This window comes from Streptomyces sp. NPDC001617, assembly GCF_053596855.1.
The window spans coordinates 55459-74588 of record NZ_JBSFHA010000031.1; the positions used below are offsets into that span (position 1 = coordinate 55459).

Genomic DNA, 19130 nt, shown 5'->3' on the forward strand with positions numbered 1-19130 from the left:
AAAGGGCCTCGCCTCACATGGCTGCGCAGACTGTTGCAAGCACCACGGACTCCACGACGACGGTCGACCTCGGTCCCGCCGCGGCGCTCTCCTGCCGCGAGTGCGGTCACCGGGTACCGCTCGGTCCGGTCTTCGCCTGCGAGGAGTGTTTCGGCCCGCTCGAGATCGCGTACGACTTCTCGGCCTACGACACCGAGGAGCTCCGCAAGCGGATCGAAGCGGGACCCGCGAACATCTGGCGCTACGCGCCGCTCCTGCCCGTCCCGGCGGACGTGGCGGACAAGCCCAACATCAACCCCGGATGGACCAAGCTCGTCAAGGCCGACAACCTCGCGCGCGAGCTGGGTGTCGACGCCGGCAAGCTCTTCGTGAAGGACGACTCCGGCAACCCGACGCACTCCTTCAAGGACCGCGTCGTCGCCCAGGCCATCGAGGCCGCCCGCGCCTTCGGCTTCACCACCCTCTCCTGCTCCTCCACCGGCAACCTCGCCGGTGCCGTGGGCGCCGCCGCCGCCCGCGCCGGCTTCCGCTCCTGCGTGTTCATCCCGCACGACCTGGAGCAGGGCAAGGTCGTCATGGCCGCGGTCTACGGCGGCGAGCTCGTCGGTATCGAGGGCAACTACGACGACGTGAACCGCTTCTGCTCCGAGCTGATCGGCGACCCGGCCGGCGAGGGCTGGGGCTTCGTCAACGTCAACCTGCGGCCGTACTACGCGGAGGGCTCCAAGACCCTGGCGTACGAGATCTGCGAGCAGCTCGGCTGGCGGCTCCCCGACCAGCTGGTCGTGCCGATCGCCTCCGGTTCGCAGCTCACGAAGATCGACAAGGGGCTGCAGGAGCTGATCAAGCTCGGGCTCGTCGAGGACAAGCCGTACAAGATCTTCGGCGCGCAGGCGGAGGGCTGCTCGCCGGTGTCGGTCGCGTACAAGGCCGGACACGACGTGGTCCGCCCGCAGAAGCCGAACACCATCGCCAAGTCGCTGGCGATCGGCAACCCGGCGGACGGCCCTTACGTCCTGGACATCGCGCGCCGTACGGGCGGCGCGGTGGAGGACGTCAACGACGAGCAGGTCGTCGACGCGATCAAGCTGCTGGCCCGGACCGAGGGCATCTTCGCCGAGACGGCGGGTGGCGTGACGGTGGGTGTCACGAAGAAGCTGATCGAGAACGGTCTCCTCGACCCGACCCTGACCACGGTCGTGCTGAACACCGGCGACGGCCTCAAGACCCTGGACGCGGTGGCCTCGGACACCGGCCTGACCGCGACCATCCGTCCGAACCTCGACTCCTTCCGAGAGGCTGGCCTCGCATCATGAGCGTCTCCGTCCGCATCCCCACCATCCTGCGCACCTACACCGGCGGCCAGGCCGAGGTGACCGCCGAGGGCGGGACCCTCGCCGAGGTCATCGCCGACCTGGAGAAGAACCACACCGGGATCGCCGCGCGCGTTCTCGACGACCAGGGCAAGCTGCGTCGGTTCGTCAACGTGTACGTCAACGACGACGATGTGCGGTTCGAGCAGGGGCTGGAGACGGCCACCCCGGACGGTGCGGGCGTGTCGATCATCCCGGCCGTCGCCGGAGGCTGACCGCGCATACCGGCCGCCCCGATTATTACCGTCGGTAACGCCGGTCACCAAGAGTTCATCGAATTGCCCCCTCCGTGAGAGAACCGGAGGGGGCAATTCTGTATGGTTGAGCACGGTACAGTTGGGGAAGCAGCTGCTTTTCGTATGCCGGACGCATATGGGTACCGGCTCCGGATGCGATGAGAAGTAGCCAAAGTGTGCACGTCTTTTGTGGCTTATGCGCCTTTTATGCGGTCCGACTTGCCCTGAATTCGGGCGAATTCTTACTACATTCCGGACCCCTTCCGTCCAGAATTCTCGTCCGATTGACCTGTTGCAGACGGCAGTTGGGCAGATACATTCAGCCGCGGTCGACGCGTTCCGGCGCACGCCCCCAAACCGTGGGGGGTGAGGTCTGACCCGGATCCGCGAAGTGCGGGTCTGTGCAAGGGCCAGTAATAGGGGAGTTAGGCATGGCTCAGGGCACCGTCAAGTGGTTCAACGCGGAGAAGGGGTACGGCTTCATCGCGGTCGACGGTGGTGCGGATGTTTTCGTCCACTACAGCGCCATCCAGATGGACGGGTACCGCACCCTGGAAGAGGGCCAGCGGGTCGATTTCGAGATCTCGCAGGGTCAGAAGGGGCCGCAGGCGGACATGGTTCGCCTGGCGACCGGCTGAAGCACGCGCCGGAGTAACAGCAGCGTCGTTCTTCGTTCTTCTTCGGAGGGCTCGTACCCCATGGGGAGTCATGGGTACGGGCCCTCCGGCATGCCCGGGGGTCCGTGGGAGACCTGGCCGATCCCCGAGAGCCGCTTGCACTCGCCTACCCCGAGTGCTAATCATTGGCGTTAGCACTCTGAAGGTGAGAGTGACAACGAAGGACCGGGTCGGTGAGGCCCGCAGGCCGGGTGGGGCAAGGAACCACAAGGCATGCGAGCCGTCCGTCGCGGGCGCGGGCGCGGTCCGAAGAATCACCCCCAGTCCTGGAGGGACCACTTCACATGGCCAAGATCATCGCGTTCGACGAGGAGGCGCGGCGCGGCCTCGAGCGCGGCATGAACCAGCTCGCGGACGCCGTGAAGGTGACGCTCGGCCCCAAGGGCCGCAACGTCGTCCTCGAGAAGAAGTGGGGCGCCCCCACGATCACCAACGATGGTGTCTCCATCGCCAAGGAGATCGAGCTCGAGGACCCGTACGAGAAGATCGGCGCCGAGCTGGTCAAGGAAGTCGCCAAGAAGACGGACGACGTCGCCGGTGACGGTACGACCACCGCGACCGTTCTCGCCCAGGCCCTCGTCAAGGAAGGCCTGCGCAACGTAGCCGCCGGCGCCAACCCGATGGCCCTCAAGCGCGGTATCGAGAAGGCCGTCGAGGCCGTCTCCGGTGCCCTGCTCGAGCAGGCGAAGGATGTCGAGACCAAGGAGCAGATCGCTTCGACGGCCTCCATCTCCGCCGCCGACACCCAGATCGGCGAGCTCATCGCCGAGGCCATGGACAAGGTCGGCAAGGAAGGCGTCATCACCGTCGAGGAGTCCCAGACCTTCGGTCTGGAGCTGGAGCTCACCGAGGGTATGCGCTTCGACAAGGGCTACATCTCGGCGTACTTCGCCACCGACATGGAGCGGATGGAGGCGTCGCTCGACGACCCGTACATCCTGATCGCCAACTCCAAGATCGGCTCCGTCAAGGACCTGCTCCCGCTCCTGGAGAAGGTCATGCAGTCGGGCAAGCCGCTGCTGATCATCGCCGAGGACGTCGAGGGCGAGGCCCTGTCGACCCTGGTCGTCAACAAGATCCGCGGCACCTTCAAGTCCGTCGCCGTCAAGGCCCCGGGCTTCGGCGACCGCCGCAAGGCCATGCTCAACGACATCGCCATCCTCACCGGCGGCGAGGTCATCTCCGAGGAGGTCGGTCTCAAGCTCGAGAACACCTCCCTGGACCTCCTGGGCAAGGCCCGCAAGGTCGTCATCACCAAGGACGAGACCACCATCGTCGACGGTGCGGGCTCCTCCGAGCAGGTCGCGGGCCGGGTCAACCAGATCCGCGCCGAGATCGAGAACAGCGACTCGGACTACGACCGCGAGAAGCTGCAGGAGCGCCTGGCGAAGCTCGCCGGCGGTGTCGCGGTCATCAAGGCCGGTGCCGCCACCGAGGTGGAGCTCAAGGAGCGCAAGCACCGCATCGAGGACGCCGTCCGCAACGCCAAGGCGGCCGTCGAGGAGGGCATCGTCGCCGGTGGTGGCGTCGCGCTCATCCAGGCCGGCAGCGTCTTCGAGAAGCTTGAGCTCGAAGGTGACGAGGCCACCGGTGCCGCGATCGTGAAGCTGGCCCTTGAGGCCCCGCTGAAGCAGATCGCCGTCAACGCCGGCCTCGAGGGCGGCGTCGTGGTGGAGAAGGTCCGCAACCTGACCCCGGGCCACGGCCTGAACGCCGCGACCGGCGAGTACGTCGACCTGATCAAGGTCGGCATCATCGACCCGGCGAAGGTGACCCGCTCTGCCCTGCAGAACGCCGCCTCCATCGCCGCGCTGTTCCTGACCACCGAGGCCGTCATCGCCGACAAGCCGGAGAAGGCCGCCGCGCCCGCCGGTGGCGGTATGCCGGGCGGTGACATGGACTTCTGATCGACCGGTTCCGGTTGATCGACGATCGGCCTCGCGGTTGATCGACGTCCTTACCGAGGGCGGCACCCCCAGCTCCTGCTGGGGGTGCCGCCCTCGGTCATGTGTTCGCAAGTCCCGTGCGGGGAAAGCCACTTGGCATGACCGACACCCCGCCCCCGCTCGTGTGGCCGAGATCCTCTCCCGCCCCTTCGGGCTCAACGGGCTCACCGTCCCCAACCGCATCGTCATGGCGCCGATGACCCGCAAGTTCTCCCCGGCCGGCGTGCCGGGCGAGGTGTCGCTGGAGTCCCTGAGCTGACCGGGTGGGGTTGCGTGGGCGGAGTCACAGAGGATCGCGGAATAGCGAGGCTCGCCGGGAGGTTGGCGCGAAGGTAGATTCCATGCGCATGCACATACCGCTCGGTCCCCTAGGAGATCCCCACGTGACCGCCACCGTCCCCGAGTCCACTTCACGCGCGGCCGAGATCCTCTCCCGCCCCACCCCGATCAACGGCCTGACCGTCCCCAACCGCATCGTCATGGCGCCGATGACCCGCAACTTCTCGCCGGCCGGCGTGCCGGGCGAGGACGTGGTGTCGTACTACGCCCGCCGGGCCGCCGCCGGAGTCGGCCTGATCGTCACCGAGGGCACATACGTGGGCCACGACTCGGCCGGGGACAGCGATCGCGTCCCGCGGTTCAACGGTGAGGAGCAGCTGGCCGGGTGGGCGAAGGTCGCCGAGGGGGTCCATGCGGCGGGTGGCACGATCGTGCCGCAGCTGTGGCACATCGGCATGGTGCGGAAGCAGGGGCAGCCGCCGTTCGCGGACGCGCCCGCCGTCGGCCCCTCCGGCCTGGCCGCCGCGGGTGCCGAGCCGACCGGCCAGGCGATGACCCAGCGGGACGTGGACGACGTCATCGGCGCGTTCGCCGAGGCCGCCGCGGCCGCGGAGCGGATCGGCTTCGACGGCGTGGAGATCCACGGCGCCCACGGCTATCTCGTCGACCAGTTCCTGTGGGCGGGCACGAACCGCCGTACGGACGCGTACGGGGGTGACGCCGTGGCCCGTACGAAGTTCGCGGCGGAGATCGTCGCCGCGGTCCGCGAGACGGTGTCGCCCGAGTTCCCGATCATCTTCCGCTACTCGCAGTGGAAGCAGCAGGACTACACCGCGCGGCTCGCCGAGACGCCCGAGGAACTGGAGGCGGTGCTCGCTCCGCTGGCCGCGGCGGGGGTGGACGCCTTCCACGCGTCCACGCGGCGGTACTGGCTGCCCGAGTTCGAGGGGTCCGACCTGAACCTGGCGGGCTGGACGAAGAAGCTGACCGGCAAGACGGTCATCACCGTCGGCTCGGTCGGGCTGGACGGGGACTTCCTCAAGGGCTTCCGGGGCGAGGGGGCGCCGATCAAGGGGATCGACGACCTGCTCGACAGCCTGGAGCGCGACGAGTTCGACTTCGTGGCCGTCGGGCGGGCGCTGCTGCAGGACCCCGAGTGGGCGGCGAAGGTGCTGGGCGGGCGCTTCGACGAGCTGAAGCCGTATGAGGCGACGGCGCTGCGGTCGCTGAGCTGAGTGGTTCGGGGCGGGGTGGTGGGGGTGCGCGTTCCTGGGGGCTGCGCCCCCAGACCCCCCATCGGCCCTGCGGGCCTCGTCCTCAAACGCCGGACGGGCTGAATGATGCGGGCCGGCGTCGAGAAGTGCCGGACGGGCTGAGTGATGCGGGCCGGCGTCGAGAAGTGCCGGGCGGGCTGAGTGATGCGGGCCGGCGTCGAGAAGTGCCGGGCGGGCTGAAAATGGGTGCATGACGCGTGCCCGTATCGCCACCCCCGCCGACATCGACGCCATCGTCTCCACCTTCACCTCCGCCTTCTTCCATGACCCGGTGTGGGGGCCCGCCTTCCCGGACGAGGGGCGGCGGGCCGTGCAGGCCGCCGTGATGTGGCGGGTCTACGTGACCTCCGCACTGCGGTACCCCTGGACCCTGGTCACGCCGGACGTCGAGGCCGCGGCCATCTGGATTCCCTCAGGCGGCATCGAGCTCACGGATGAGGAAGTCGCCGGGCTGGAAGGGAAGTTGGCGGCGGTCACCGAGCCCTCCACCGCCCGCGCGATCATGGCCGTCGGTGAGCGGTTCGAGGAAGCGCACCCCGCCGAGCCCTTCTTCCACCTCACCATCCTGGGGACGCGTGCCGATCACCGCGGCAAGGGACTGGGGATGGGACTGCTGGCCGAGAGTCTCGCCCGGATCGACGAACTCGGCGCGCCCGCCTATCTGGAGTCGACCAACCCCGCCAACCTCAAGCGGTACGAGAGTGTGGGCTTCGCCGTCCGGGACGAGATCGTGCTCCCCTCAGGACAGGTGGTGACGACGATGTGGCGGGCGGCTAACGTTTCGTGACATGCGGATACTCCACCTGTCCGACACACATGTAGAGCGCGCCGACGCCCCCGACAAGCACGGCGTCAACGCCACCGACTCGCTGCGGCTCATGCTCGACGAACTGCGGTACCAGCGGGGCGTGGACGCGATCGTCGTCACCGGGGACCTCGCCAACGACGGGGCCGTGGAGGCGTACACGACCGTCCGTGAGCTGATCGGCGAGTTCGCGGAGCGCATGGACGCTCCCGTCTTCTACACCACCGGCAACCACGACGAGCGCGAGGCCTTCGCCAAGGTGCTCGGCAGCGGGCATCTCGCCGCCGACGGCGGCGAACGCGCGTCGGCCACCGGGGCCGAGCGATGTGCGGTGAGCGTGGTGGGCGGCTGGCGGTTCGTGACGCTGGACTCGCTGGTGCCGGGGAAGGTGTACGGGCGGCTCGGGAACGAGCAACTCGCCTGGCTCCGGGTCGTGTTGAGCGAGCCCGCCGAACGCGGCACGGTTCTCGCCTTTCACCATCCGCCGATCTCCCTCGACATCTCGGCGACCCAGCCCGTGTTCGGGCTCCGCGATCCGGAGGACCTCGCGGCGGTGATCCGGGGCAGTGACGTACGGGTCGTCCTCACCGGGCACTATCACCTCCAGCTCTTCGGGATGCTGGAGTCCGTGCCGGTGTGGGTCACGCCCGGGATCGTCAACCGCATCGACCTGACCACCGCCCCCGGGACCGAACGCGCGGTGCGCGGGGCCTCGGCCTCGCTGGTGGAGTTGGGTGGTGACGGGGCCGCCGGGCCGATGTTCCACACCTTCCACGCCCGCGATCCCCGCGCCCACGAGACGGTGTACGAGCTCGACGAGGCGCAGACGCGGGACCTGGTCGTTAGGCTCGGACGATGACAGCTGATGGAGTGACCGAAGAGCTCGTCGTGCGGACCGCCGCCGGTGCGGTGCGCGGGCGTCGGGAAGGCGGACTCACCGTCTTCCGCGGGATTCCGTTCGCCGAACCTCCCGTCGGCGAGGCCCGGTTCGGGGCGCCTCGGCCCGTGCGGGCCTGGGAGGGCACCCGGGAGGCGTACGCCTTCGGGCCTCCGCCCCCGCAGGAGTCCGGCATCCAGGGCCGCAGGGCTGTGCTCAACGCACCCGAGGGCGACGACTGGCTGACCGTCAACGTCTGGACACCGGAGGCGGATTCGGGCGCCGGGCGGCCGGTCATGGTCTGGATCTACGGTGGCGCGTACAAGCTGGGCCACTCCGGAAGTCCGGGTTACGACGCCCAACGCATCGCCCATGACGGCGACTTGGTCGTCGTCACGTTCAACTACCGGGTGGGGATCGAGGGGTTCGCGCGGATCGACGGCGCGCCCGCCAACCGGGGGCTGTTGGACCAGGTGGCCGCCCTGGAGTGGGTACGGGACAACATCACGGCGTTCGGGGGCGACCCCGGGCAGGTCACCGTCTTCGGGGAGTCGGCGGGGGCGGGGTCGGTGGCGTCGCTGCTGGCCATGCCGAGTGCGCGGGGGCTGTTCGGGCGGGCGATCGCGCAGAGCGTGCCGGGGACGTACTTCTCGGATGAGCTGGCCAAGGACATCGCGTCCGCGATCGCGGCGGAGGCCGGGGTGGCCGGCCCGACGGTCGCCGCGCTCGCCGCGCTCGATCCGCGTCAACTGCCCGCCGCCGGCGAGGCGGTGGGGATGAACATGCGGGAGGCGTACGCGGACCGCTGGGGGCAGGTGGCTCCCACGGCCACTCCCTTCTCGCCGGTCGTCGACGGGGAGGTGCTGCCGTGCACACCCTGGGAGGCGCTGGCGTCGGGCGCCGGTCGGGACGTCGATCTGCTCGTCGGACACAACCGGGACGAGTTCCGGCTGTTCCTCGTCCTCGCCGGACAGCTCGGCAAGCTCGGTGAGGAGCAGGCGACCTGGGCGCTACGGACCTTCGCGCCCGGTGGGCCGGACGGCGAGCGGGCGTACCGCACCGCCTTCCCGGACGCGACGCCGGGCGAGCTGTTCGAGCGCGTGCAGACGGACTGGCTGTTCGGGATGCCCTCGCTGAAGCTGGCCGAGGCACAGGTCGCGGGCGGCGGCCGGGCCCATGTCTACGAGCTGACCTGGTCGGCGCCGGGGAACGGAGGAGTCCTCGGGGCATGTCACGGGCTGGACATCCCCCTGCTCTTCGGCACGTTCGAGGCGGACCTGGGGATGCTGCTGTTCGCGGGGAGCGGGGTGCCGAAGGAGGCGGAGGAGCTGTCGGCACGGTTCCGCTCGGCGTGGACGGCGTTCGCGCGGACGGGCGAGCCGGGCTGGCCGGCGTATGACGGCAAGGGCCGGCTGACGCAGGTGCTGGACGTGGAGCCGGAGGTCGGAACGTATCCGGGCGAGGCGACGCGACGGCTGTGGGAGGGGTACGAGTTCGGACCGCTGCCCCTGATGTGAGCGGCTACAGATTGCCCAACGGCTCGATGTCGACCTTCACCGGCGTTCCCCAGACGCGCAGCACCTCGTAGTCGGTGAACTCGTGCACGAGCCGGTAGGCCATGGCGGGGCGGGGCCCGCGCCGCTGGGCGGCGATGTACAGCTCGGCCTCCCGCCGGTCCCGCCGCGGGGTGCCGCACAGCTGCCACTCCTGACCGTTCCACAGCTCCGGAAGCCAGCGCTGCTGGGGCTGGGGGCGGTCGGCGCGGACGCCGTAGCGGGAGGGGGCGGACTCGATGGGGGCCTGCGGGAGGGGACCGCCGCTGTACTCGGCGCGACGGGCGGCGCGGCGCCGGGTCTCGCAGAGCAGGCACAGATCCGGGGCGCTCTCGTCGACCGGGCCGTTCGGGTGCTCGGCGCAGCGGGTGGCGGGCGCGGCGCCGCTGACGCTCTCGTCCAGCAGGTCCAGGGCACGCCGGAGATCCGCCTTGACCTCGTGAAGCCTGGCGTCCGGAGTGTCGGCGGTCAGCGCCTCCCCGTGCTCGCCGAGGAGACGGAGGGCGCGGCCGAGGGCGGTGAGCTGGGTGTGTTTCATGATCGGTCGGCGCAGTCCTTGGGGTTGTCGGTGTCGAGGGTACCCGGGTGGGTGCCTCATACCTTCCAGTAGTCGCGCTCCGGCAGTTCGACCCAGTGGTCCGGCGGGCCGACGATCGCGCGGGCGTCGGTGGGGCGGAGGCCGGTGCAGGCGAGGGTGTAGGCCACCGCCTTGTAGTGGTGGAGGTACGAGAGCAGGACCTCCTCCGGGGTGTCCTCCGCGTACGGGCCGCCGCCCGGGTGGAGGTCCCAGCCCTCGCAGGCGCCGTCGCGGTGGATGCTGCCCTGGTTGCCGCTCTTGGGGTTGGCGTAGAGGCCGTAGGAGACGGTGCCGGGGGAGAGGCGGGTGTGGAGGCCGGGCATCGAGGGGCCGTATCCCCAGGGCTGGGTGAGCACACAGCCGCCGGGCACGGTCGTCACGCCGACCAGCAGCAGGGTGTCGTCCAACTCGTACTCGTACGGGTCCTCCAGCAGGTCCTCCATCAGCTGGGGGTCGGCCGGCCTCGCCTCCAGGCGGCGTATCGCCTCCTCGGCGTCGATCCCGGCGACGCAGGCCAGCCCCAGGCCGTCGTGGTCGGCCTCGCCGAGGGCCGCGAGGAGCCGTCGGCTCTCCTCCGCCACCGCGCGCTCCGCCTCCGTCAGAGGCGGCACCCCGTCGGCCGGTGCGAACAGGTCCGGCTCCGGCCCGGCCAGACTCAGCCGTGCCGGCGTCCAGCCGCCGAACCCGGTCCACAGCGGGTCGGCTCCGGCGGCGGCGAGCGCGCGGGCGTTCTCGGTACGGCCCGCGATCACCGCGTCCCACAGGGCGGTTGTCTCATTCTCCAGCGCGTCCACGTCGGCGACGCGGCGGGCCAGTTCGGCGACGACCTCGGGCGAGCCGAAGATCGCCGCCCGGTGCAGTGGCCGCGAGCCTCCGGCACCCCACCTCTCCGGATCGGCCCCGGCATCGAGCCGCCGCTTCACGTCCACGTGGTCCAGCCAGCCCCGGTAGTCCATGCCGGCCCATGCGCCGTCATCCCGCCCTGCCATCCCGTGCCCCCTCCGGTCCTGCGATCCCCTTGACGCCACGATCGCAGACGGCACTGACAACGGGCGTTGATCGTTGCGGGGGCGGCTCCCCGCTTCTTGGGGTGAGGTGAACTGGCCTGCTCCGCCCGGGGAGGTCCTGCGGGCGAGAGTGCGGATGGTCAATCGGCTGGGCGGCTGCCTGTTGACTGACGGGCAGGAAGATCCTCACGCCCCGTGTCCTCCAGGCCCTGCACGACTTCAACGCCGCCCACCCCTGGGACCACAACGCCCACTACCACCCTTGGCTGCTACGGCAGTTGCCCCGCACTTTCGGCCGGGCTCTGGACGTCGGCTGCGGTACGGGAGATCTCGCGCGGCTCCTCGCCACGAGGGCGCGGGAGGTTCATGGGATCGACTCCGATCGTGAAATCGTCGCGCGGGCACGGGAGTTGACCGAACCGCACGCGCCCGTGACCTTCGCCGTCGCGGACGCGCCGGACGGCATCCCCGTCGGCCCCTATGACGTCATCACCTGCGTCGCCGTACTCCATCACCTGCCCCTGACCGAGACGCTCGCCCGGTTCAAGGAGCAACTCGCCCCCGGCGGAATCCTGTTGGTCGTGGGGTGCGCTCGCGACGAGACCGCGGCCGATCGCTTCCTCGGCCATGTCTCCGTACCGCTCAACCTCGCCAATGGCTGGATCAAGAACCGTGAGCACAAGGGCCACACCGCTCCCCGGCCCGCCTCCATGACCGCCAAGACCCGTGCCCCCGAGGCCGGTTACGCCGAGATCGTCCGGGAAGCGCATCGCATCCTCCCCGCCTCCCGCCTCCGTCGCCGACTCTTCTGGCGCTACACGCTCGTCTGGCGGGCCTGAGAAGTTCCGCGCACGCAGGGCCCGTTGTCCGGCGAGGTGTCGGGCTGCCGGGGCTGACGCGGGCGCCGTGATCGCCGAGTGGGTCACGGTCACCAGGGCGCAGAAGGCGGCCGTGGTCAGGGCCCAGTCGCCCAGGGCCGCCAGGTGGCCTCCCGACCGCACGGCTTGCAGCACCGCGTGGGACAGGTCGAAGACACGCTGAGAGAGCGGCCGGCGTCGGCGCTGTGCAGGCCGTCAGTGCGCCGCTGCCGCCGCCAGCGCCGCCCGCAGATGCCCGTCCGACTCCGCCAGCAGTCGGGCCGCCGTCGGTCCGTCCAGGTCGGCCAGGATGACGAGGATCGCGTTCTTCACCTCGCCGTCCGTGGCCGCCAGCGCCCGCTCGATCTCCTCGTCCGAGGCCCCCGTGGCGAGGGCGACGATACGGCGGGAACGGGCGCGGAGCTTCTCGTTCGAGGCGCGTACGTCGACCATCAGGTTCCCGTACGTCTTGCCCAGGCGGATCATCGTGATCGTCGACAGCATGTTGAGGACCAGCTTCTGTGCGGTGCCCGCCTTGAGGCGGGTGGAGCCGGTGAGGAGCTCCGGGCCGACGACGACCTCGATGCCGTGCTCGGCGGCGGCGGCGAGCGCGCTGTCGGCGTTGCAGGCCACTCCGATCGTCAACGCCCCCTGTCGGCGGGCGTGTTCGACGGCGGCGATGGCGTACGGGGTCCGTCCCGAGGCCGAGATGCCGACGACCGTGTCGGAGGCGGTGAGGCCGAGGGCGTCGAGATCCGCGCGGGCGAGCTCGGCGGAGTCCTCGGCGCCCTCGACCGACGTCACCATCGCCTCCCGCCCGCCCGCGATCAGACCGACGACCTGCTCCGGATCGGTGTTGAAGGTGGGCGGGCACTCGGAGGCGTCCAGGACGCCGAGACGACCGGCGGTGCCGGCACCGGCGTAGATCAACCGCCCGTCCCGTGCCATGCGTTCGGCCACGGCGTCGATGGCGGCGGCGATCGCCGGGAGTCGGCGGGCGACGGCCGGCGGGACGGTCGCGTCCTCGCCGTTCATCAGCCGGGCGATGTCGAGGGTGGGCAGCTGATCGATGTCGGCGAGCTCGGGGCGGAATGCCTCGGTGGTGAGCGATTCCAACTCGGCGCGGAGGCCACGGGGGTTGGAGGTGGAGGTCATGGGGGGCGGCTCTTTCGTGAAGTGCTGCTTCTCTTGAGAAATCGAAGCGAATCGAAGGGTCTATCGACGATGCCGATGTGCCAGCGCCTCGTAGGACGCGGCAAGCGCCGGCGCCGCCGTCTCGTACGTCTTCTGCGCCACCCCCACGAACAGACAGTCCACGACCAGGAGTTGACTTGTCCGCGACGACATCGCCGCCGGCCGCAGCTCGCTCTCCCGCGCGGTGGACGTGGTCAGCACATGGTCGGAGTACTGGGCCACCGCCCCGTCCGGCCGCCCGGTGATGGCCACGGTCGTGGCCCCACGCTCGAACGCGACCCGCAACGGCTCGATGACATCCCCGGTCGACCCGGAGTGCGTGATCGCGATGGCGACATCCCCCGCCCGCAACTGCACGGCATTCGTCACGGCGAGATGCGGATCACTGTGCGCCTGCGCGATCAGCCCTATCCGCAGCAGCTTCTGCGTGAGGTCCTGCGCGACCAGCCCCGACGCCCCCACCCCGTACACATCGATCCGCCGGGCCACCGCCGCCGCGGCGACGGCCGCCCCCAACTGCGCGGTGTCCAGCCCGGCCGCGGTGTCGGCGAGCGTCTGCTGTTCGTCGTAGGCCAGCTTGGCCACCACGTCCGCGATCGGATCGTCGACAGCTATGTCGGTGGTGATGGCGGGCGCCCGCCCCGACTGCTGCTGCGCCGCGAGCCCCGCGAGGGCCAGCCGCAGATCGCGGTAGCCGGGATATCCGAGCAGCCGGGCCGTCCGTACGACCGTCGCCTCGCTGGTGCCGGTGAGTTCCGCGAGGCCGGTGACCGTGAGGGCCGCGCAGCCCGCCGGGTCGCCCGCGACGGCCTCGGCGACGCGCTGCATGGAGCGGGTCATGGAGGGGGCGAGGGTGCGCACCTTGGCGGCGAGGGCGGCGGGTGCGGGAGGCGCGCTCGTCTGTCCGGCCGAGCCGGCGAAAATTTCCTTCACGTTCTGGGTCACATGTGAAAGATATTTTCGGCTCGGTGTCCGGGTCAAGAGTGCGCACAATGGGGGGCATGAACCCCTCCGGCACCCCGATCAGCCCCCTGGAGCAGGCGTTGCACGCGGCACGCGCCCTCGTGCTCGCCGACCTGGCCGCCGGCGAGGTCGCCGCGGCGGACGTGGTGTCGATGGTCGAGGACTCGGTCGCACAGCGCCGCTGGTGGGTCGAGCAGTGGCCGGAGGGTGTGGAGTACGTGGCGGGCCTGGTGGCCCAGGACGTCCAGGACTCCCTCCTGGAGGCGTACGGCCGGTGGCCCGTCTGCCCGGTCTGCGGTTCGGGCGACCCGCATGCCCTGGACGTCGAGCCGGAACTCGGCCCCGACCCGCACTGGGTCTGCCACAAGGCGGGCGTGAAGGTCGCCGCGGTGGGGGCGCTGGGTTCGGCGACGGGCGGGGCGTCCTCGTCGTGACCGTGTACATCGACCCACCGAACTGGCCGGGGCACGGGCGGATGTGGTCGCACCTGATCAGCGACGTCTCGTACGACGAACTGCGCCTGTTCGCCGACGGGTTGGGCGTGCCCCGACGGGCCTTCGAGCGGGATCACTACGACATTCCGTCGCACCGGTACGCGGATGTGGTGGCCGCGGGTGCGGTGGAGGTCGGCTCGAAGGAGTTGGTGCGCAGGCTTACTGAGGCGGGGCTGCGGCGGCCGAAGCATCGACGGGCGGTTCCTCCGGGGCGGGGGTGAACCAGGTCTCGGCTTCGTGGCGGATGCCCAGCTCGGTGGCGGTGAGGGCTGCTTCGCGGAGGGTGCGGCCGGCTCGTAGGGCGGTTACGGCGAGGGTGACCAAGGAGATGGACGGGGGACCGTCCAGGAATCCGGACGGACGGGGCAGGTCGGCCAGCTCTGTGTAGAGGATCTCTCCGTATGCGTGGTCCTGCTTCCATGCCTCGGACGGTGGGAGGACTTCCAGGCCCAGGCCGGTGAGCGCGCGCATGATCTCGGCCGGGTCGTCCGGTTCGCAATGGCGGGTGACCGCTTCGAGCTGCGTCGGCGTCACGGGGGCGAAGCGCTCCGGGTCGGCGACTGAATCGAGATACAGGATCTCACGGTCATTCTCCGTGAGGTCGGCGAGGACCTCGGGGGAGACGGTGCAGGTGTAGCCCAGGGATGAGAGGCGGGACAACACCTCGGCCAGAGGTATGTTCAATCTGTAGCCCACCCTGGAGACGGTCTGCACTGTCAGAGGGCCGGACTCGAGCAGTCCGACCTCCATCCGGAGCGCCGACTCGCCGCGGGGCGGCAGCGGTAGGTCGTCAGTGACCGGAGGTACGTCGTAGCCAAGGGTACGAAGGCGCTCCGCGACGGCCATGGGCGGCTGCCCTGCCCTGCGGGCGGCAAGGGCTATGTACAGGGGCGGAACCTCCGTGTCCGTCGGGGGCCTTTCTCCCTCGTATCCGAGCACGGCGCGGTCGTCGTCGGTGAGCTCGGGAAGATGTGCGGCGTTCTCGGGCAGCAGGAAGCCCATCTCGGTGAGGAAGTCCACCAGGGACCGCAGGCTCCATCCCATGAGGTGCGCGACCGAGGTCAATTGGGCACGCGAGACCTGCCGCGCGGCTTCGGGGCCGGGGCGCTCGGTGCGGGACAACCAGAGGCGGTGGATGACCCAATACTCGTCCTGCGTCCAGCTCTCCCGGGCCGGGTACTCCGCGGGTACGGAGAATCCCAGCTCCTGAAGCCGCTGCGCGGTCTGTTGCATGGAACATTCGGCCCTGACCGCGCTGAGGTAGATCTGGGCTGCCGACAACGTCGCCCCCGGGATCAGCCAGTCGAGGTCTCCGAGCCGCCGCAGCATCGGGAGGTCGGTGCACTCAACCTCTTCAAGGTCCTCCACCGACTCGACGGTATAGCCGAGTGTGCGCAGGCGCTCGGCGATCTCGGCCGGAGGTCGCATGCACTCATCGCTCAGCTCCAGTACCTCCGGCCGATCGAACGGCGTGTCCGTGTCGCGCCAGTGGAACAGGGTGTGAAGACTCAGTGCGCCGGTTCGGACGAGAGCCTGTGAGGGCTTGCGCCAGTAGGGCTCCATTTCCTGGGCCCCCTTCAGCCAGGTCGCGATCTTCTCGTCCCAGCGGGGAAAGCGAAACATCCTCTCGCGGTCGCTGCACAGCATCAGATCCGACGGCCGTGCGCGCAGATCGTCCGCAGGGCGCGCCTTGCCGAGGGAGACGGTGCCACCCAACCCGGCGTGGTAAAGGGCGCGCAGACGCCAGCGGAGCACAGGGACCGGCATGGTGAGGAGGAAGGCGGCCGCCCGGTGATGGTCACCGTTCGGGAAGCGACCGGTGAGCAGCGGCAGAAGTGCGGCGTCAGGCGGGAAGAAACCGATACTGCCGAAGGAAAGGGACACGTCTCCCATCGGCCATGGATACTCGGCCCGCTCCAGGTGAGCGGCGACGCAGTCGCCGAAGGCGATGGACGATTCGCTGGCGTCGGCGAGCCACTTCGCGTTGGGCAGGCCCCGGCCCGGCACGGCGAGACTCCCGGCCGCGGCCGTCATACGCGCTTCCACATGTTCCAGGTCGAACGAGCGGATCTTCGTCCGGTCGACGGTCAGCTCGGGTGTCTTCTCCCCGTGCAGATTGACGATCACGCCAAAGGGGACGGCAGCGTCGGTGTGTTCGTCCGATCCGGCGTACAAGCCGTCCGACAGGACGATGCCGTCATGTTCGATCCACCAGATGTCAGGATCATCGGACGAGAGACACAGAGTGCTGTCCCCGAGCCGGTTTTCCCGTGAGAGTTCCAGGTGCAGTTCCAAGCCCAGGGGGGAAAGCCCCTGCGCCTCCCACACATACTCCCGCGACCCGTGCGCCGCCCTCGTCCGATACGGCGCCACCCACAACACCCGCTGCAACGCGTCCACACACGACACAGCCGCCCCCTGCCGCGACAGCAGCAGCTGAACCGTGGTCCCAGGCGACTCCCCGGCCCCCAGGTCCTCGACCCGGAACAGGTTCCCAGGCCCGGCGATCGTCACCTGCAACAGCCGCCCCGGCGTCCCGTCCCGCCCCATGCGGCACGTCCGTACGACGATCTCGTCCGCCAGCATGAAGTAGCTGAGCACGCCGATGCCGAAACGGGAGTTGGGGTGCAGCACCGGTTTCGGATCAGGCAACTCGGCCCAGGCGGCCTGTTCTTCGACGTATTCCGGCAGATCGACGAAGCGCGCGCCGCCCTGTGAGAAGACGCCCTTGAGCTCGGCGATTCCCATGCCGATGCCGTTGTCGCGGCACTCCAGGTACGGGCGGCCGTCGGGCAGGACGCCCTGGGCGAAGTCGATCCGGCCTTCCCAGTCGGGGAGGGCGTGCCCGGTGCGCCGTAGGTACTGGGTACGGCAGTCCCGGTAGCGGAGGGCGTCGAGGGCGTTCTGGTACAGCTCGCGGACGGCCAGGTCCCGTTCGCCGTAGAGTTCCTCGCCCATCAGCAGCTCCTGGACCCGGTCCTCCGCGAGTTGGAAGCGGATGCCGTCGGACAGTTCGTCCGGGGTGTTGCCGTCCAGGCGTACGAGGCCGGCGTCCGCGTAGGCGGGCAGGGGACGCAGGGGGACGAGCGCAGGGTCGGCGGAGCGGTTGATGTCGCGCAGCAGCGCGTCCACCCGGTTCGCATGCTCGGCCAGCGCGATCTGGACCGCCGGGTGGGTGCACACCGCGTTGAGGGACCGGCCCAGCCCGGACACGCGCCAGTCGGACCGGTGCAGGGTGACCAGAAGGGACTCGACCTCCACGCTGTCGCGGATGCCGAGGTGCTCCACGACGATCTCGGGCAGGTCCACCGGGTCCACCGCCATGGCGGACGCGGCCTTCACCAGAGCTGCCACCAGGCCTTCCCGAACCTCGTGTTCGTCGCTGGTGCTGGCGGCGATGACGTCGTGATCGCCCGATACCGGGGACCCGGGGGAGGAGTCGGAGGCCGTGCGGCGCACGGCGAAGGGAGCGTTGCGGTGCTCCCGCAGAAGTCGCGTCAGACGCTTGGCCGACAAGGCATCGGCGACCCACGGAGGCATGTCGGGGCCTTCGGGCACATCCCCGAGCAGGGCCTTGAACATCTCAGCCGTGTACAGATCCGGCTGCTGGATCAGCCAGCGGTGGAAGAGCCACCAGCGGATGTGCCGCACCGAGAGGCCGGCCGAGTCCGCCTTGTCCCGCTCCAAGGCGGACAACCGGCGCTTGAGTCGCGGGAACCCCTGGGCGAACTTCCGGAAGCGGCGGTGGTCCGGTCCCGCAGCTGCGGGGTCGGAGGTGAGCAGACCGACGCGCTGGGCCGCCTCATGTGTCCAGAACGCCTGTTCGGCGAGTGGCAGAAGGAGGGCGAGGGCGGCTTCGGTCGGTGACAGGGTCTCGTGGCCGGGCAGGCGGCCGATGAGGAAGCCCAGCCGGTCGTGCGTGCGTCCGGCGAGTGCGGGGTCGTGCCAGGGGTCGCCGTGCAGGGCGCGGGCAGCGTTCTCGTAGGTCTCGGCCAGCCTGCCCGCCAACGCGGTGCAGGCTTGCTGGAGGTTCTCCCGTGCGATGCTGTCGGGCGTGTGCTGCCATACGGGGTGCCGGGTGACGGCCCGGATCCAGGGATGGGCCTCGGTTCGCCGGTCGGGGCCGGGCAGGACGGGGAAGTCCCCGCCTCCGGGGCCGGCTTCGGTGTCCGTGACCAGGGTGACCCGCTGCGGTGCCTGTGGTTTGCCATAGCCGTGGTGCAGCTGGTCCACCCGGGCCTGGATCCGTCCGACGAACTCCCGCAGACGTGCCGCGTGCGCGTCGCCGGAGATCACATCGGCGACGGCTCGGGAGAACACGCTGAACGACGTGCCGGGTTCGGTGCCGAGCCCCTCGACGCCGGGCCGGGCGGTGTCCGACTCCCGGACGAACAAGGCGAGTTGAGGGGCAGAGCACGCGTACACGTACGCGACCTTGCGGCGCAGTGCGTGGGCGATCTTCCGCCGGGACCAGGGCTGGACGCCGGCCGGCGCCATGCTGTCCCGGTCGATGCCCTCCCGGCAGGCGTCGACGAGGAACACCACGTGCCCGGCGGCGGAGTCCTCCAGCTCCTTCTCCCAGCCGATCTCGATACAACTGCTCGCGAAGTCGTGGACGTCGAATCCGGCGTCCTCCGGGATCAGGAAGTCCTTGCCCTCGAAGTGCTGCCCGTGCCCGCTGAGCAGCACGAACAGGGTGTCTCCTTGGCCCGCCTCGCGCAGGAAGACGCGGATCCGGCCGTTGACGGTGTTCGGCGTGATGCCGCGCTTGCTCTCGACGATCTCCGCCGACTGGAACCCGCGGTCGAGCAGCGCCTCCCGCATCCGCTGGAGATCGTGGGGGACGAAGGGCAGATCCTGGATCCGCGGATCGTCGTACTCACTCGCTCCAATGAGCAGCGCCTTGTGCTGTGGCATGCGACGAGCCGTCCCCCGCCCCGTAACTGGTTGGAGAACAACTCTAGTTCCGCCATTGCAGAAACGTGAGACTGTCGCAACAGCATCGTGCGACGGGTCAG

General features: G+C 69.9%; 17 protein-coding genes. 12 read left to right on the forward strand and 5 right to left on the reverse strand.

From position 1 onward, the window contains the following. Positions 1 to 17: 17 nt before the first annotated feature. The 9 genes from thrC (at position 18) to ACWC09_RS23775 (ending at position 8984) form a co-directional block, all read left to right on the forward strand. Positions 18 to 1316: a threonine synthase gene (thrC, locus tag ACWC09_RS23735; protein ID WP_450852576.1), complete on the forward strand. Its 1299-nt coding sequence runs from the start codon at positions 18 to 20 to the stop codon at positions 1314 to 1316. Then, entirely contained in the window at positions 1313 to 1588 is a 276-nt protein-coding gene (locus ACWC09_RS23740) for a MoaD/ThiS family protein (protein WP_123761566.1), read from the forward strand. The genes thrC and ACWC09_RS23740 overlap by 4 nt, the downstream gene beginning before the upstream one ends. A 452-nt stretch (positions 1589 to 2040) precedes the next feature. Beyond that, positions 2041 to 2247 carry a cold-shock protein gene (locus ACWC09_RS23745; RefSeq protein ID WP_007493268.1) on the forward strand — a complete coding sequence of 69 codons (207 nt, stop codon included), beginning with the start codon at positions 2041 to 2043 and terminating at the stop codon, positions 2245 to 2247. Between the two features lie 323 nt (positions 2248 to 2570). Then, positions 2571 to 4193 carry a chaperonin GroEL gene (groL, locus tag ACWC09_RS23750; RefSeq protein WP_450852577.1) on the forward strand — a complete coding sequence of 541 codons (1623 nt, stop codon included), beginning with the start codon at positions 2571 to 2573 and terminating at the stop codon, positions 4191 to 4193. A 163-nt stretch (positions 4194 to 4356) separates the two neighbouring features. Beyond that, positions 4357 to 4491, forward strand: coding sequence for a hypothetical protein (locus ACWC09_RS23755; protein WP_450852618.1), 135 nt, complete (start codon positions 4357 to 4359; stop codon positions 4489 to 4491). An 88-nt stretch (positions 4492 to 4579) separates the two neighbouring features. Next, entirely contained in the window at positions 4580 to 5746 is a 1167-nt protein-coding gene (locus tag ACWC09_RS23760) for an NADH:flavin oxidoreductase (RefSeq protein ID WP_450852616.1), read from the forward strand. Between the two features lie 229 nt (positions 5747 to 5975). Further along, a complete protein-coding gene (locus ACWC09_RS23765) occupies positions 5976 to 6572 on the forward strand; it encodes a GNAT family N-acetyltransferase (RefSeq protein WP_450852578.1) in 597 nt (198 codons plus the stop codon). 1 nt (position 6573) lies between these two features. Beyond that, a complete protein-coding gene (locus tag ACWC09_RS23770; protein ID WP_450852579.1) occupies positions 6574 to 7449 on the forward strand; it encodes a metallophosphoesterase in 876 nt (291 codons plus the stop codon). Continuing rightward, the gene (locus tag ACWC09_RS23775) at positions 7446 to 8984 is read left to right on the forward strand and encodes a carboxylesterase/lipase family protein (protein ID WP_450852580.1); all 1539 of its coding nucleotides are present in this window, start codon (positions 7446 to 7448) and stop codon (positions 8982 to 8984) included. Before ACWC09_RS23770 ends, ACWC09_RS23775 begins: the two co-directional genes overlap by 4 nt. A 4-nt stretch (positions 8985 to 8988) precedes the next feature. Here ACWC09_RS23775 and ACWC09_RS23780 read toward each other — a convergent pair whose 3' ends face one another. Next, positions 8989 to 9558, reverse strand: coding sequence for a hypothetical protein (locus ACWC09_RS23780; protein WP_450852581.1), 570 nt, complete (start codon positions 9556 to 9558; stop codon positions 8989 to 8991). 56 nt (positions 9559 to 9614) lie between these two features. Beyond that, positions 9615 to 10586 (reverse strand): ankyrin repeat domain-containing protein, encoded by a 972-nt coding sequence (locus ACWC09_RS23785; protein WP_450852582.1) that lies wholly within the window; start codon positions 10584 to 10586, stop codon positions 9615 to 9617. A gap of 200 nt (positions 10587 to 10786) precedes the next feature. Here ACWC09_RS23785 and ACWC09_RS23790 point away from each other — a divergent pair, with 200 nt between their 5' ends. Next, positions 10787 to 11443, forward strand: a complete 657-nt coding sequence (locus ACWC09_RS23790; protein WP_450852617.1) for a class I SAM-dependent methyltransferase — start codon at positions 10787 to 10789, stop codon at positions 11441 to 11443. A gap of 234 nt (positions 11444 to 11677) precedes the next feature. Here the strand turns inward: ACWC09_RS23790 and murQ are convergent, their stop codons facing one another. Both murQ and ACWC09_RS23800 read right to left on the reverse strand, forming a co-directional pair. Further along, positions 11678 to 12616 (reverse strand): N-acetylmuramic acid 6-phosphate etherase, encoded by a 939-nt coding sequence (gene murQ / locus ACWC09_RS23795; protein ID WP_450852583.1) that lies wholly within the window; start codon positions 12614 to 12616, stop codon positions 11678 to 11680. 60 nt (positions 12617 to 12676) lie between these two features. Beyond that, entirely contained in the window at positions 12677 to 13600 is a 924-nt protein-coding gene (locus ACWC09_RS23800; protein ID WP_450852584.1) for a MurR/RpiR family transcriptional regulator, read from the reverse strand. Between the two features lie 56 nt (positions 13601 to 13656). Here ACWC09_RS23800 and ACWC09_RS23805 point away from each other — a divergent pair, with 56 nt between their 5' ends. Beyond that, positions 13657 to 14052, forward strand: a complete 396-nt coding sequence (locus tag ACWC09_RS23805) for a hypothetical protein (RefSeq protein ID WP_450852585.1) — start codon at positions 13657 to 13659, stop codon at positions 14050 to 14052. Further along, positions 14049 to 14333 (forward strand): DUF4031 domain-containing protein, encoded by a 285-nt coding sequence (locus ACWC09_RS23810; RefSeq protein ID WP_450852586.1) that lies wholly within the window; start codon positions 14049 to 14051, stop codon positions 14331 to 14333. The genes ACWC09_RS23805 and ACWC09_RS23810 overlap by 4 nt, the downstream gene beginning before the upstream one ends. On the opposite strand, the gene ACWC09_RS23815 is transcribed toward ACWC09_RS23810, so the two are convergent. Beyond that, positions 14272 to 19029 (reverse strand): HD domain-containing protein, encoded by a 4758-nt coding sequence (locus tag ACWC09_RS23815; RefSeq protein WP_450852587.1) that lies wholly within the window; start codon positions 19027 to 19029, stop codon positions 14272 to 14274. The two genes, ACWC09_RS23810 and ACWC09_RS23815, sit on opposite strands and share 62 nt — an antisense overlap. Between the last annotated feature and the right edge of the window lie 101 nt (positions 19030 to 19130).

Excerpts from the sequence above, each read along its gene's own strand:
- thrC (WP_450852576.1), top strand. The coding sequence starts at position 18 with ATGGCTGCGCAGACTGTTGCAAGCACCACGGACTCCACGACGACGGTC.
- ACWC09_RS23740 (WP_123761566.1), top strand. The coding sequence starts at position 1,313 with ATGAGCGTCTCCGTCCGCATCCCCACCATCCTGCGCACCTACACCGGC.
- ACWC09_RS23745 (WP_007493268.1), top strand. The coding sequence starts at position 2,041 with ATGGCTCAGGGCACCGTCAAGTGGTTCAACGCGGAGAAGGGGTACGGC.
- groL (WP_450852577.1), top strand. The coding sequence starts at position 2,571 with ATGGCCAAGATCATCGCGTTCGACGAGGAGGCGCGGCGCGGCCTCGAG.
- ACWC09_RS23760 (WP_450852616.1), top strand. The coding sequence starts at position 4,580 with ATGCACATACCGCTCGGTCCCCTAGGAGATCCCCACGTGACCGCCACC.
- ACWC09_RS23765 (WP_450852578.1), top strand. The coding sequence starts at position 5,976 with ATGACGCGTGCCCGTATCGCCACCCCCGCCGACATCGACGCCATCGTC.
- ACWC09_RS23770 (WP_450852579.1), top strand. The coding sequence starts at position 6,574 with ATGCGGATACTCCACCTGTCCGACACACATGTAGAGCGCGCCGACGCC.
- ACWC09_RS23775 (WP_450852580.1), top strand. The coding sequence starts at position 7,446 with ATGACAGCTGATGGAGTGACCGAAGAGCTCGTCGTGCGGACCGCCGCC.
- ACWC09_RS23780 (WP_450852581.1), bottom strand. The coding sequence starts at position 9,558 with ATGAAACACACCCAGCTCACCGCCCTCGGCCGCGCCCTCCGTCTCCTC.
- ACWC09_RS23785 (WP_450852582.1), bottom strand. The coding sequence starts at position 10,586 with ATGGCAGGGCGGGATGACGGCGCATGGGCCGGCATGGACTACCGGGGC.
- murQ (WP_450852583.1), bottom strand. The coding sequence starts at position 12,616 with ATGACCTCCACCTCCAACCCCCGTGGCCTCCGCGCCGAGTTGGAATCG.
- ACWC09_RS23805 (WP_450852585.1), top strand. The coding sequence starts at position 13,657 with ATGAACCCCTCCGGCACCCCGATCAGCCCCCTGGAGCAGGCGTTGCAC.
- ACWC09_RS23815 (WP_450852587.1), bottom strand. The coding sequence starts at position 19,029 with ATGCCACAGCACAAGGCGCTGCTCATTGGAGCGAGTGAGTACGACGAT.